The organism is Lysinibacillus sp. FW301-JW8, assembly GCF_058788755.1.
The window spans coordinates 18,684-32,649 of record NZ_JBYTBB010000066.1 but is presented as its reverse complement, the minus strand read 5'-3'; the positions used below and the strand labels follow the sequence as shown (position 1 = coordinate 32,649).

Genomic DNA, 13,966 nt, shown 5'->3' with positions numbered 1-13,966 from the left:
CCCCTCGTTTTGAAAAAGGGCTATACTTTTTAATTTGTCACCTTGATGTCATTGACATAATAGTATTTCAACAACATTCAAAAAAGTCCACCGTAGTGGACTTTTTTGAATGATTATTTGATTAATTGATAATCAAGTGCTGCTGTTAATAATACCTTTGCTGCCACTGCCATACCTTCTTCATCTATATCAAATTGAGGATGATGGTGAGGAGCTGGCGCAACAGGTGCAGCTCCTGTAAAGAAAAATGTGCCTGGTTTTTCTTCTAAGTAATAAGAAAAATCCTCTGCCCCCATTGTTGTCTCCATTTCAAAAACCTCACAAATATCCTTGGCAATCTCACGAATAAATAATGTTTCCTTTTCATGATTGACAAGAGCAGGGTAGCCACGACGAAAATTAAGCTCAATCGAACAATCATGGGTAATTTCTGTACCTTTAATAATGCGCTTAAATTCACGCTCCATTGTTTCTCGTATGTCTTTATCAAATGTACGAATAGTCCCATTTAAATAAGCAGTATCGGCAATGATATTGTCTGCATTTGAAGCGACAAAGGAGCCGACTGATAATACGGCTGGCTCTGTTGGAACAACACGACGTGCCACAATTTGCTGTAGGTTCATGACAAGCTGTGCACCAATCACAATTGCATCTTTAGTTTGATCAGGGTGAGCACCATGTCCACCCTTGCCTTGGATTTTTAGGTCAAAGCTATCCACAGCAGCCATCATTGGACCCACTCGATAACCAACTGTTCCTGTTGGATGATTTGATGATAAATGAGTACCAAAGATAGCATCAACGCCTTGTAAAACACCTGCTTGGACCATTCCAATAGCACCGCCAGGATCAACCTCCTCTGCGTGCTGATGAATCAAAATATATTCACCTACTAAATCATCGCGCATTTCCCATAAAAGCTTGCCGACAATCAATAATGTTGCTGTGTGACCATCATGCCCACAAGCATGCATCACTCCGGGCACAGTAGATTTATAGGGAACATCTTTTTCATCTTGTATAGGCAGTGCATCAAAGTCTGCACGTAAGGCAATTGTTTTGCCAGGTTTGCCTCCTTTAATTCGGGCAATGAGTCCGTAGCCACTGATATTTACTTCAACTGGGACCCCAAGTTTTTTATAAAATTGACTAATATAATTAGCGGTTTCTTGCTCCTGGAAGCTTAGCTCCGGATGCATATGTAGATGGCGGCGAATAGCCACCATTTCTTCAAAATGAGCATCGATTTTCTCAAGTAGATGTTGATCCATAGTCAAAACTCCTTTATCAGATTATTCTAGATAAAACACGAATGTCACTCTTCGTCTTCTTCTTTTGGGGCAACGCTATAAGTTGTAATATAGGAAGCGGCTGAAAATATATTTTGCTGACGAACACCTGTTGGTTCTTCACGTTCTGCATGTGCTGACTTAAATGCTTTTGAGCTTTTCCATGCTTCAAATGAATGTGGACCATTCCATTGAGTCATGACAATATAGGTTTCGCTATTTAGCGGACGAAGTAGTCGGAATGCTAGAAAGCCTGGTTCATCCTCAATAGCACGTGCACGCTTTAAAAAGCGATGTTCAAAAACAGGTCGACCTTCATCTGTTACAGGAATGTTGTTAAAAACAAAAAATCCACGTTCTTCTAAATCGTTTACTGAATCCAATACTTCAAACTTACGTGGTGTGGCAAATACAGATTTTCCTTCAGTTTCATGTATAAGCACAGAATTTCCTTCACCGTGTATTAAAATCATCTCCTGGTTTGAGTGCTTTTTTCTTACTTGTTCTAAAAAATCTCCTGTACCTGAAGTTAAATAAATATACATAAATTTGCCCTCCTTATGAATGCTCAGTATAATAGCTTGATTATCTCCATTTAAGTGGAAGTCTATAGCTTTGTCAAAAAAGAAATCTTTTAGAAAGAACAATTTTATGACATTTCATGTGGAAAACTATACAATTACTAAGGAAGCGTTTACTATTGAAAACGGATATCAATAATAAAGGAATAAACTAAAGATTTTATCTTCATTCAGCAGAAGGCTCCCACCTCTACAGGTGGTGAGATGAATGCGGATTTGGTTTCTTTTCATTGAGTGTTCAAACACCTACTGAATGAAGATAAAGCCTCCGGCAGATGTCACGGATTTTCAAAGGAATGAATTGTGCAGGCACAATTCAAAATCCGGACGCAATTACGCCAAGGCGAAATTGATACGATATGAATTTTATTGAGGGGAAGGAACTATTCATGACAACATTTAATGATACACTTCTTCGTGCTGCACGAGGGGAAAGAACAGAACATACACCTGTATGGTATATGCGACAGGCAGGACGCTCTCAGCCAGAATATCGTGAGATTAAAGAAAAATATTCGTTGGAGGAAATCACACATCAACCTGAGCTTTGTGCGTATGTAACTCGTTTACCAGTAGAAAACTATAATGTTGATGCGGCCATTTTATACAAGGATATTGTAACACCTCTCCCTGGTATCGGTGTCGATGTGAAAATAAAAGCTGGAGTTGGTCCAGTTATTTCCAATCCTATTCGTTCTGTTGCTGATGTAGAAAAATTAGGTGAGTTTAATGCTAAGGAACAGACACCATTTGTATTAGAAACAATAAAGTTATTAACAGAAGAGCAGCTGAATGTACCTCTAATTGGTTTTGCTGGTGCGCCTTTTACGCTTGCAAGCTATATGATTGAAGGTGGACCTTCAAGAAATTATAATAAGACAAAATCATTTATGGTATCAGAACCACAAGCTTGGTTTGCATTAATGGATAAATTAGCAGATATGATTATTTCTTACGTAACAGCACAAATCGAAGCAGGTGCAAAGGCAATTCAAGTATTTGACTCTTGGGTAGGCGCTTTAAATGTTGAAGACTACCGTATCTTTATTAAACCAGTAATGACGCGTATTTTTGCTGAGTTGAAAAAAGAAAATGTACCGCTTATTCAGTTCGGTGTCGGTGCAAGTCATTTGGCAAAAGAATGGAATGATTTACCGATTGATGTTGTTGGCTTAGATTGGCGTTTACCGATTAAAGAAGCATGTGCAAATGGTATTACTAAACCAGTACAAGGTAACTTAGATCCATCTTTATTAATTGCAGATTGGTCAGTTATAGAAAAGCGTGCAAAAGATATTATCGATCAAGGCTTAGAAATGCCTGGACATATCTTTAATCTTGGGCACGGTGTATTCCCAGAGGTAGATCCAGAGGTATTGAAACGATTAACAGCTCTTATTCATGATTATAGTGCTCAACAAATCCAAGCACGCTCATAAAATTAAGAAGCATTGACTAAATCTTGTCTGTGAATGTTACATTATGTACAACACAGCAAGGGAGCTGTCCAACCTAATGAATTGGACAGCTTCTTTTTGCCACATACTTATTTATAAGAAAAAATATATTTAAATTAATATTTAGAGGTGAAAAAGGTAATGAAAGAAATCAAAGGCTTATTAGTAATGGCATATGGAACACCTTATAAAGAAGAAGATATAGAACCTTACTATACGCATATTCGCCATGGTCGTAAACCATCACCAGAGCATCTAGAAGATTTACGTAGTCGATATGAAGCAATCGGCGGGTTATCACCACTTGCTGCTGCGACAAAAGCTCAGGCAGAAACTTTATGTGCACGTTTAAATGAAGTTCAAGATGCTGTAGAATACAAATTATTTATTGGTTTAAAGCATATTCACCCATTTATTGAAGATGCTGTAGAACAAATGGTAGCAGAAGGTATTAAAGAAGCGGTTTCTATTGTATTAGCGCCTCATTTCTCAACATTCTCTATCAAGTCTTATAATGGACGTGCAGCAGAAGCGGCTGGGAATCGTTTAGCAATTACTTCTGTAGAATCTTGGTACGATGAACCAAAATTCATAGAGTATTGGAAAAATGAAGTGAACGAAACATTTAATGGCATGTCTGAAGAAGAGCGTGAAAAAGCATGTTTAATTGTGTCTGCCCATTCACTTCCAGAGAAAATAAAAGAGTTGGGCGATCCATATGAAGACCAATTAATCGAGACAGCTCGTTTAATCCAAGAAGCAACTGGTGTACAAAATGTAGAAGTAGGTTGGCAATCAGCAGGTCAAACACCAGAGCCTTGGATTGGTCCAGATGTTCAAGACTTAACTCGTGAACTTTATGAGCAAAAAGGCTTCCAATCATTCGTGTACACACCAGTTGGCTTTGTAACAGAACATCTGGAAGTTTTATACGATAATGATTTTGAATGTAAAGTTGTTTGTGATGAACTAGGGGCGAAATACTATCGTCCAGCTATGCCAAATACACATCCATTATTTATTGATGCGATGGTAGATGCTATTCATAAAAAATTAAGCTAAGCGAAAAGAAAGTGATGATGTTGGTGACTCAGAAAAGACGAAAGGTAGTTGTTGTAGGCGGTGGTATTACTGGTCTTACAGCTGCGTTCTATATGCAAAAAGAAGCAAGTGCAAAAGAATTGCCATTAGATATCGTACTTGTCGAGTCGTCACTACGTCTTGGCGGAAAAATTCAAACACTTAGAAAAAATGGTTTTATTATAGAGCGCGGACCAGAATCTTTCTTTGATCGGGAGAACAATGTAAATACGTTGGCAAAAGATTTAGGAATTGAACAAGAAATAATTACGAGTAACACAGGTCCGACTTATATTGCAGTTGGTAGTCATCTTTATCCGATCCCTAGTAATCTTTTGTCTGGAGCAACACCGCATGCCTCGTCATTTATTACATCTGGTTTATTTTCACTTAGCGGAAAAATACGTGCAGCAGGGGATTTTTTTATTCCCCGCTCTGCACAGAATGAAGACCAACCATTAGGGCAGTTCTTCAGAAGAAGATTTGGTGCAGAAATTGTCGAAAATTTAGTAGAACCACTACTTGCAGGAACATTTGCAGGAGATATTGAGCAGCTAAGCATGTGTTCAACCTTCCCACAGCTTTATGATTTAGAACAAAAATATCGTAGCCTTTTACTTGGAATGAAAAAGTCTGGTACGAATTTTTTAAGTAATAATCTTATCGCTAAGGATAAGGGGATTTTTCAAACTTTTAATAATGGTTTGGAGACACTTATCGAGGAACTTGAAAATTCATTACTTCCTGGCTCAATAATGAAGGGTGTCAAGGTCGAAGAAATTGAACATGGTAAGGAAGGCTCAGTTCAAGTTGTGTTAAATAATTTTACTCAAATTAAAGCGGATGCTGTTATTATTGCTACGCCATTTAATGTCGTAGAGAAAATGTTTAGTAAACAACAGCTTTTAGCTGAATTGAGTACGATGAAGGCAGCTACTATTGCTACTGTGACAATGGCTTTTACAAAAGATCAATTAGGCGATCTGGATGCACTATCGTTTTTTGTCTCCCGAAATAGCGATTTTTCAATAACTTCATGTACTTGGATGAATCGTAAGTGGCCAGGTACCTCACCTGACGATTATGTGCTATTACGCAGTTACATTGGTCGAGTGGGCGACGAAGCGATTGTAGCGTTATCAGATACTGAAATTGAGAAAACTGTGTTACAGGATTTAAATAAAACTATAGGTATAGATGGGGATCCAATAACGACAGTGGTTACACGTTGGAAAAATGCAATGCCGCAGTACACTGTTGGACATGAGGCGAAAGTCCGGAGCATTAAACAAGAATTACAAGAATATTTCCCAACTGTAAAATTGGCAGGTAGCTCCTTTGAGGGAATATCCATACCAGAATGTGTGCAACAAGGTAAACATGTTGCAGAAGAAGTATTAAAGGATATATTTTGAATAATAGCAGTGCAATAGTACGAACATTAAACATTAATGTTTGTACTATTTTTTTGTATTTATGTAAATTGAATAAGCAAAAATAAATAGCAAACTAAATATCATAGTTTGTTATTTATATTACCAATTATTTCTAAATTTTCTTAATAACCTGATCTAAGAGATTCGATGACATGACCAAACGATACCACCAGAGTTAGCGCCACCTAGTTTAAGATCGATAGTTGTTGTAAGCGGTCAAAAAGTACACAAAGTTGTAAATGAGGTAACCACGTAGTATAGGTTTTATTTTGGAATGGGGCGTTTGGGTTTTGTTTATTGACGAGAGCTTGTTCGTACCAAAATATAACTTCGTAATTTTTAAATTGTTCCATAAAATAGAATCCTAGCCTGCAACATGCTTCTGGGCGAGGAATATCGTATTCAAAGCTTCTTAGTATAGAGCTCAAATTATTTTCTTTATCATTTAAATTGGAGTAGCAATCTGCTAATTTGTAGCAGGCTCGAATATTATCTTCTATCCAACCCAATTTGGAGGTTAAAAATGTTTCATAGTAAAATAATGCATCCTCAAACTGTCCATGATCTAGTAATTCATTTGCGTAATAAAATGTATCTCGGGGAGTGAGAGATTCTCCAGATTGGACAAGTTGCCTATAGATGTTGATGTTCCTAGTATGATCATGACTGAGTGGTAAATGGCTAACAGCGATATCACTATCTAAAAGATTGCCACCGACCTCTAAATATTCATGGACAGCTCCTATCCATTGAAATTGTTTATCCTTTCTTACTAAACGATATCTTCTTAATAGAGAGCTTACATTGCCCTCACTATCAAAACTTAAGTGATAATTCATTGAAACCGCATCTATATTGGGGTTTAATGATTCTTTCAGCGATTTAAATTTCTCCTGATCCTCCGCTAAAAATACATCGTCTGCATCAAGCCATAAAATGTACTCCTTTGTTGCTTGTTGAAATGAAAAATCAAAATGGTGCATCCATTTAAAATCGATAATACGCTCTGTGAATTGCTTCGCGATCTCCTTTGTATTATCAGTAGAACCAGTATCAATAATATTAATCTCATCAACTAAGTCTTTAACGGATGCCAAACATCTACCGATGACATCCTCTTCATTTTTTACAATCATACATAAGCTAATTGACACCATAGCTGAAACGCCTCCTTACCAGAATCTATGTAGTAGATGTTTATTAAAGGGATAGGGTTGGATAAATGTTTGTTAAAAGTAGTGTTATTTATAATGAATCTGATAATGGCGTTGGTTTGTCATAGAATTACCAATCAAGTTTCACTCGGATTTCACAAATGTGAAGTATAGTTAAGAGGCAGAGGTGATGATGTTGAAAAGGTTTGCATTCTTCATTCTTTCTTTAATTCTAGTAGTGTGGTTGGCTGGCTGTACAGATTTATCCTTTAAGCCTATCAAGAGCAAACAGAACTTTATTGCGTCTTTAAATATACAAGAACCATCATTAGATTTTATAGATGAACAGGGGAAGGTAATAGCCACATGGTCGTTTGATAAAGCTTATACTGGTGCAGTATTACTTGGAGACGATCGTATCTTATTGTTCGGTCATCAGTTAGATAAAATTGATGTTTATACATTATCAACTGGGGAAAAGCTCTATTCAAAAAAAGTGAAGATTGGTACTACAAATGTTTATTATTCCGAAAATGATAAACAATTCTTTATTACGAATAGCACCACGAATACAGTGACAAGCTTTGATGAGAAGGGAAATAAGCTGGCATCGCAGCAATTAGGTAATTACCCTATGTCCATGGCAGCTTTTAAGGAAAAGCTATATATCATAAATTTTAAAGATACAAAATTATCAATTTTAAATGTAAAAAATCTGAAGGTTGAACAGGAGTGGGTAATTCCAAAATCAGCACATGGCTTAGCGATAATAGAGGAGACAAATGAGCTGTGGGTTGGAGGGCATGGTGATGGAAGTAAGCCTAATAGCTCGGTAAAACGTTATGATTTAACTACAGGTGAATTATATGGAGAAATAGAGATGCCGTTAATGCCTGTTGGATTAACAAAAACGAAAGACTCAGTCCTTGTAGTTAGTCATGGACATAATGAATTATATGTAGCTGACTTTAATGGTAAGGTGAAATGGCAGCTAGAGGTAGGGGCGAATCCATTTGTTGTTAATCAATTTCAGAACCATATTGTGGTTGCTGGATATGATGATCACACATTGTATTTTATTAAGGATGGTCATATAGAAAAAACAGTAGATGTTGGAAAAGGTGCATTTCAACTGTTAGTGAGGGAGGAAAAATTGTGACAACTGTATTAATTGTTGATGATGAGCGAGATATGCGCAATCTAATAGAGATGATGCTTAATAATTCTAATTTTGAGACCTTTACTGCAGCAAGTGGTATGGAGGCATATGATATTATTGTTCGAGAACAAATCGATTTGGTTCTACTAGATGTTATGATGCCACATGAGGATGGCTTTGTAGTATGTCAGAGTATCCGAGCAATGTCAAATGTACCGATTATATTTTTAACTGCCCGTGACGCGAATGAAGATAAGGTAAAGGGGCTTACACTTGGCGGGGATGATTATATTGTCAAGCCTTTTACAGTAGAGGAGCTATTAGCTCGTATTCGTGCAGTTTTGAGAAGAACTGGTTCAAGTATATTGGAAACACAGCAAAAATATATCGTTACTGGACCGATAAAACTAGATGAAATATCTCGAAAAGTATCAGTGAATGATAAAAGCATCCCACTCACATTAAAGGAATTTGAACTATTGCATCTATTTATGAAAAATCCAGGAAATGCGTATACGAGGGAACAATTATTGGAACGCATATGGGATATTGATTATATTGGTGGTACAAGAACGGTGGATACTCATATTAAAACGTTACGATTGAAGCTTGGAAAGGAAGCAGCGGCATATGTACAAACCGTCTGGGGAGTAGGCTACCGTTTTGATGCAAACGAATGAAAAAGATATCTACTCGTATTTGGATATTAATTTTTATTTTTTTAATTATAACGGTTGTATTTATGTATGTTTTGACTGATTTCTTATATGAACGACTTTATGTGGAAGACACAGAAGATATGATGATTGAGGTCGGTACAAAATTACAAACCATGTATGCAGGTGGAAAAGTAACGGACGAATTTATTGCGGATATTGAACATTATAGTAATTATTCTAATTTAAATATTTTTGCAGTTAGAAATCCTCGTGAGCTTAGCGCTTGTGTACCATTCGATATTGATTATGAAACATTAATTGGTCCAGAGGATCGCCAGCAATTATTAGCAGGTCGTTATGTACAAAAAATAGGTTATGAACCTCGATTTGACAGACAGCTTATTTCTGTAGTACTTCCCTTAGTGGATCAAAATAGACTTGAAGGCATCATTTATATTTACTTCCCGTTGGCAAAAATTAGTGAGTTGGCAAATGAACAGGTTATTTTTCTAGTTGGCAGCGCCCTATTATTTTTAATCGTAATCAGCTTTTTAATTTATAAAGGGATTCGCCATATAATGCGACCATTAAGTGAATTACAAAGGGCTGTAGAAGAAATGTCAGATGGAAATTATGGAACTCGTGTGCCGGTTAATTCGAAAGATGAGATTGGGCGATTATCTAGTACCTTTAATGAAATGGCAGAGTCAATACAGCAAGAGGATGAGGCTCAAAAAACGTTTTTAGCTACCGTTTCTCATGAATTACGGACGCCTATTAGTTATGTGAAGGGCTATGGTGAAGCTTTGCATAATGGCTTTATACAGGAAGAACAAAAAGAAGAAACCATTCAGCTTATTGTTCGCGAGGCAAATCGTATGGAACGTTTGACAAATGAACTACTTCAACTAGCTCGGATGGAGAATGAGCAAACAGAAATCACGCTATATCCAATTCCACTTGCCGAAACATTGCGTGAAGTTCAAAAAATATTAATTCATCAAGCAGAAAAAAAGAGGATAGTACTGAATTTGGATGCTGATGATGCTTTAATTATCAAAGCAGATGAAATCAAGCTGAAACAGATTTTTATTAATATAATAGAAAATGCTATTAATTACTCGAATGAGCAGTCAAAGATAGAAATAGTAGCTGTAGAGAATCATAACTATGCTCAGATTACGATAAAGGATTATGGAATTGGTATTCCACAGGAGGATTTACCACATGTGACAGAGCGTTTTTATCGTGTCAATAAGGCACGTGGTCGAGCAGATGGTGGTAGTGGATTGGGCTTATCGATTGTGGAGCAACTTTTAAAACAGCTATACGGTAAAATTGAAATTGAAAGTAAAGTAGAAAAGGGCACAACGGTGAAAATTACGTTGCCATTAATGGAGGAAGAATAAATGAGAAAATGGTTGTTAGCATTAATAGCAGTACCAGCATTATTAGTAGGGTGTGGGGAAAAAGAAGAACCCACAACATTAAAGGAGCCTGAGGTACCTCAAATACCAGATGTTGAAATCCTAACAGCAAAAGAAGTAGCAATCAATGAAACGATTGAACTTGCTGCACATGTTGAGCAGGGTGGAAAAAATGTCGATAATGCTGTTGTAGAATTTGAGGTTTGGGAATCTGGCAAACGTGACGAAGGACAAATGATTGAAGGGAATTTAGAGAAGGACGGCGTTTATAAAGCAGAAACGACATTTGACCATGATGGTGTTTATTATATGTATGCTCATACAACAGCTAATGGCGTTCATAATATGCCTAAGCAACAAATTACAGCTGGAAACCCTGATATGTCACAGGTCGTACCAGAGGATAAAAAAGCGAATAACAGTATGGATAATAATATGATGAATCACGATAATAATACAGAGCAAAGCGATCAAGAAAAAAATGAAAAAAATCATCATTAAACACTTGCATTATTGTTAAAATAGGAATATGATAATGACCAGATGACCGAAATGGTTTTCTGGTCATTTTGTTTCTGTGTACTAAGAATGTACATAACCTAACAAGAAAGGATGTTATTAATGGATCGTAGGCAGGAAATTCTTGAAGCAGCTGCAAAATCTTTTACATTGTTTGGTTACAAGGCGACAACGATGGAGCAAGTAGCGAAAATTGCTAATGTCGGTAAGGGTACGATTTATACATTCTTTGCAAATAAAGAAATTTTATTTCAAGAGATAGCTATGTCACTTGTACGAGAGATGAAGGCAGAAGCAGATGCAGTGTTGGATGCATCTGCGAGTTTTATGGACAATGCGCATAATGCTTTAATGAAAATGCTTCAGTTCCGTGAAAAACATCTTTTATTTGCGAAGTTATTAGAGGAGGAAAAGGAATTACGAACGCCAGCTGTCAAACAAGTTCTCATCCGTATCGAGACTGAGATTTTATCGTATGTTGCTGAGTTAATTCAAAGGCGTATTGATAAAGGTGAGATTCGAGACTGTGATGCAGAATTAGTAAGCTATCTGTTGCTAAAGGCATATCTAGCATTTGTCGTTGATTGGCATGAACTGCATGGCGACATGATTCCAGAGGAAAAGATTTTAAATCTTTTTAAAGAAACAATCTTCCGTGGACTACTTTTAACTTGATTCGGCATTATTAACTGGTTCAAGTGCAAGTCTTGGGTGTTTATTCCCAGGAAGGTTTCAATTTTTTTGAATTAAAATGACCGATTGACGTTTTCAGTCAATCAGTATAGGAGTGAAGGAATTTTATGATTAAAGCTGAATGGCTGAAAATCTTGAAAACAAGAAAAATGCTTGTGTCAATCATTGCTGTATTATTTATCCCAGTCATGTATGCAGGCATGTTTTTATGGGCTTTCTGGGATCCATATGCAGGCCTGCCTAACCTGCCAGTAGCAATTGTCAATGAAGATAAGGGTGCTGAAATGGATGAGGTAAAATTAGATTTAGGTGACACCCTGGTTGAAAAGCTCGTTGATAGTGAGCAATTTAACTTTATTGAAGTATCCAAAGAGCAGGCTGAAAAAGGTTTAAATGGTCGTGACTATTACATGATTTTAGAAATTCCAACAAATTTCTCTGAGCATGCTACAACACTATTAGATGACAAACCTTCTAAATTAGTGATGAACTATATTCCGAATGAGGGATTAAACTTCCTTGGTGCACAAATTGGTGAAACGGCAATGGATCGTGTACGTGCGGAAGTAAATGCACAGGTTTCAGCGACTTATGCGGAAAAACTATTTGATTCCATTGCAACACTTGGAGATGGCTTTACAGAGGCTGCTGATGGCTCTAATAAGCTAGATGAAGGTGCTCAAAAAGTAGCTAATGGTGCGAAAGATTTAAAAGGTTATCTTGAACAACTGGCATCAAGCACAATTGAATTATCAAATGGTACAGATAAAATTACAAAAGGTGCTGGAGATGCTGCTAAAGGTGCAAATGATTTATCTACTGGTTTAGTAAAGCTTCAGGATGGCACAGTACAATTACAAAAAGGTGCGCAACAAGCAGCGAATGGTGCTACAAGTCTTGAGCAAGGTTTAACGCAATATACACAAGGTGTTGCAAAAGTGGAAGCAGGTTTAAACACTTTAAATGATAAACAACAGCAGATTAGTACAGGTGCAGCTTCTATTGCTGATAATGCAGGTGCACTAAATGGTGCAGCAACCCAACTAACAGCTGGTTCAGCAAAAGTAGAAGCAGGAATTACTGCCTTATCTAATCAACTACAAGGTATGATGGCTTCAATGCCTGAAGAGCAAGCTGCAGTATTAAAGCAAACATTAGCAGAGCTTCAAGCTGGAAGTGCAAGCGTGCATAATGGTTTAAATTCGTTATCAACAGGTACAGAAAAATTACAAGCTGGTGCAAATCAAGTTAGCTCAGGAGCAACTCAAATTGCGGCAGGTCAGTCAGAAGTGCTAGCAGGTGCTAACGCACTAACTGCAAAAAGCAATGCTTTAATGGAGGGTGCAAAAGGTCTCCAAGCAGGTAATACGACATTAGCAGCAAAATTAGGTGAACTAAATGCTGGTGTAAATACAGCAGTAACAGGTTCTAAAACATTAGCATCTGGTTTAAATGAGTTAGCGAATGGTACAACAACTTTAAATCAAGGTACATCTACACTTGCCTCAAAATCTGGGGAGCTAGCACAAGGCTCTGCAACACTTGCAGATGGTTCTACTGAGCTTGCAGATGGTACAGCAACTTTATCTGGCAAATTAGGTGAAGCAAGTGAGAAAGCAAATGAAGTACATGCAAATAAAGACACATATGATATGGTAGGTAGTCCAGTTCAAGTCGATAAGGAATCCGTTAACCATGTACCTAACTACGGTACAGGCTTCGCTCCATACTTTATTTCTCTTGGTTTATTCGTCGGAGCATTATTAATCTCCATCGTGTTCCCACTTGTAGAGCCAGCTATTCGTCCAAAAAATGGAGCAACTTGGTTTACAAGTAAGGTGTCAGTATTAGCAATCGTCGGCTTAGTTCAAACTATATTAACAGTGGTTATTGTTAAATGGGGACTTGGTCTTGAAGTAAATAATTTAGGATACTTTGTATTAACAGCATTATTAACAAGCTACGTTTTCTTAGCTTTAATTCAAATGTTAGTGTCCATCTTCGGTGACCCAGGACGCTTTATAGCAATTGTTGTACTGATTTTACAATTAACAACAAGTGCGGGAACATTCCCACTAGAGTTAATCCCATCACCATTACAAGTATTTAACAAACTATTACCAATGACATATACTGTTCAAGCCTTTAAAACAAGCATTTCTACAGACGATATGTCATTCTTAATGCAAAACTACGGCGTTCTATTAGGCTTCCTAGTTGCATTCTTAGCGATTACGTTCGGATACTTTATGTTACTACACACAAAACGCTATTCTAAAGTAGCCGAAGAAAATTAAAATTCAACTTACTTTGCACCCACCAATTGAATGGTGGGTGTTTTTTATATTGCTATTGAAAAGATAATTTCTCGGGGAAAGTAGAGATTCGCTCAGGTGAGTGGAAAAATCGCTCGGGTGGAGTAGAGATTCGCTCAGGTCAGAGGAAAAATCGCTCGGATAGAGAAAATATTCGCTCAGATGAAAGGATAAACCGCTCAGGTGAAGTAGAG

General features: G+C 37.1%; 12 protein-coding genes. 9 read left to right on the top strand and 3 right to left on the bottom strand.

Annotated features, from left to right (window positions below):
* Positions 1–113 precede the first annotated feature (113 nt).
* Positions 114–1,274 (bottom strand): amidohydrolase, encoded by a 1,161-nt coding sequence (locus tag AC3WOM_RS21470; protein ID WP_492448267.1) that lies wholly within the window; start codon positions 1,272–1,274, stop codon positions 114–116.
* 44 nt (positions 1,275–1,318) lie between these two features.
* Positions 1,319–1,837, bottom strand: coding sequence for an antibiotic biosynthesis monooxygenase family protein (locus AC3WOM_RS21465; RefSeq protein ID WP_492448266.1), 519 nt, complete (start codon positions 1,835–1,837; stop codon positions 1,319–1,321).
* A 425-nt stretch (positions 1,838–2,262) separates the two neighbouring features.
* Between AC3WOM_RS21465 and hemE the strand changes: the two genes are divergently transcribed.
* The 3 genes from hemE (at position 2,263) to hemY (ending at position 5,825) form a co-directional block, all read left to right on the top strand.
* Positions 2,263–3,312, top strand: coding sequence for a uroporphyrinogen decarboxylase (hemE, locus tag AC3WOM_RS21460; protein WP_427541035.1), 1,050 nt, complete (start codon positions 2,263–2,265; stop codon positions 3,310–3,312).
* A 159-nt stretch (positions 3,313–3,471) separates the two neighbouring features.
* Positions 3,472–4,392, top strand: coding sequence for a ferrochelatase (gene hemH, locus AC3WOM_RS21455; RefSeq protein ID WP_492448265.1), 921 nt, complete (start codon positions 3,472–3,474; stop codon positions 4,390–4,392).
* A gap of 14 nt (positions 4,393–4,406) precedes the next feature.
* Positions 4,407–5,825 carry a protoporphyrinogen oxidase gene (gene hemY, locus AC3WOM_RS21450; RefSeq protein WP_492448264.1) on the top strand — a complete coding sequence of 473 codons (1,419 nt, stop codon included), beginning with the start codon at positions 4,407–4,409 and terminating at the stop codon, positions 5,823–5,825.
* A 206-nt stretch (positions 5,826–6,031) separates the two neighbouring features.
* Here the strand turns inward: hemY and AC3WOM_RS21445 are convergent, their stop codons facing one another.
* The gene (locus AC3WOM_RS21445) at positions 6,032–7,003 is read right to left on the bottom strand and encodes a tetratricopeptide repeat-containing glycosyltransferase family 2 protein (protein ID WP_492448263.1); all 972 of its coding nucleotides are present in this window, start codon (positions 7,001–7,003) and stop codon (positions 6,032–6,034) included.
* 187 nt (positions 7,004–7,190) lie between these two features.
* Between AC3WOM_RS21445 and AC3WOM_RS21440 the strand changes: the two genes are divergently transcribed.
* The 6 genes from AC3WOM_RS21440 to AC3WOM_RS21415 all read left to right on the top strand — a co-directional run bounded on the left by AC3WOM_RS21440 (position 7,191) and on the right by AC3WOM_RS21415 (position 13,754).
* Positions 7,191–8,159, top strand: coding sequence for a YncE family protein (locus tag AC3WOM_RS21440; protein ID WP_427541047.1), 969 nt, complete (start codon positions 7,191–7,193; stop codon positions 8,157–8,159).
* On the top strand, positions 8,156–8,839 hold the full coding sequence (locus AC3WOM_RS21435) for a response regulator transcription factor (RefSeq protein ID WP_492448262.1): 684 nt from the start codon (positions 8,156–8,158) through the stop codon (positions 8,837–8,839). Before AC3WOM_RS21440 ends, AC3WOM_RS21435 begins: the two co-directional genes overlap by 4 nt.
* A complete protein-coding gene (locus tag AC3WOM_RS21430) occupies positions 8,836–10,227 on the top strand; it encodes a sensor histidine kinase (protein ID WP_492448261.1) in 1,392 nt (463 codons plus the stop codon). Before AC3WOM_RS21435 ends, AC3WOM_RS21430 begins: the two co-directional genes overlap by 4 nt.
* Positions 10,228–10,746, top strand: a complete 519-nt coding sequence (locus AC3WOM_RS21425; RefSeq protein ID WP_492448260.1) for a FixH family protein — start codon at positions 10,228–10,230, stop codon at positions 10,744–10,746.
* 120 nt (positions 10,747–10,866) lie between these two features.
* On the top strand, positions 10,867–11,439 hold the full coding sequence (locus AC3WOM_RS21420; protein ID WP_427541059.1) for a TetR/AcrR family transcriptional regulator: 573 nt from the start codon (positions 10,867–10,869) through the stop codon (positions 11,437–11,439).
* 125 nt (positions 11,440–11,564) lie between these two features.
* The gene (locus AC3WOM_RS21415) at positions 11,565–13,754 is read left to right on the top strand and encodes a YhgE/Pip family protein (protein WP_492448259.1); all 2,190 of its coding nucleotides are present in this window, start codon (positions 11,565–11,567) and stop codon (positions 13,752–13,754) included.
* Positions 13,755–13,966: the final 212 nt, after the last annotated feature.

What these genes read in the sequence shown, in the direction of transcription:
- AC3WOM_RS21470 (WP_492448267.1), bottom strand. Translation starts at nt 1,274, where the DNA reads ATGGATCAACATCTACTTGAGAAAATCGATGCTCATTTTGAAGAAATG.
- AC3WOM_RS21465 (WP_492448266.1), bottom strand. Translation starts at nt 1,837, where the DNA reads ATGTATATTTATTTAACTTCAGGTACAGGAGATTTTTTAGAACAAGTA.
- hemE (WP_427541035.1), top strand. Translation starts at nt 2,263, where the DNA reads ATGACAACATTTAATGATACACTTCTTCGTGCTGCACGAGGGGAAAGA.
- hemH (WP_492448265.1), top strand. Translation starts at nt 3,472, where the DNA reads ATGAAAGAAATCAAAGGCTTATTAGTAATGGCATATGGAACACCTTAT.
- hemY (WP_492448264.1), top strand. Translation starts at nt 4,407, where the DNA reads ATGATGTTGGTGACTCAGAAAAGACGAAAGGTAGTTGTTGTAGGCGGT.
- AC3WOM_RS21445 (WP_492448263.1), bottom strand. Translation starts at nt 7,003, where the DNA reads ATGGTGTCAATTAGCTTATGTATGATTGTAAAAAATGAAGAGGATGTC.
- AC3WOM_RS21440 (WP_427541047.1), top strand. Translation starts at nt 7,191, where the DNA reads ATGATGTTGAAAAGGTTTGCATTCTTCATTCTTTCTTTAATTCTAGTA.
- AC3WOM_RS21430 (WP_492448261.1), top strand. Translation starts at nt 8,836, where the DNA reads ATGAAAAAGATATCTACTCGTATTTGGATATTAATTTTTATTTTTTTA.
- AC3WOM_RS21425 (WP_492448260.1), top strand. Translation starts at nt 10,228, where the DNA reads ATGAGAAAATGGTTGTTAGCATTAATAGCAGTACCAGCATTATTAGTA.
- AC3WOM_RS21420 (WP_427541059.1), top strand. Translation starts at nt 10,867, where the DNA reads ATGGATCGTAGGCAGGAAATTCTTGAAGCAGCTGCAAAATCTTTTACA.
- AC3WOM_RS21415 (WP_492448259.1), top strand. Translation starts at nt 11,565, where the DNA reads ATGATTAAAGCTGAATGGCTGAAAATCTTGAAAACAAGAAAAATGCTT.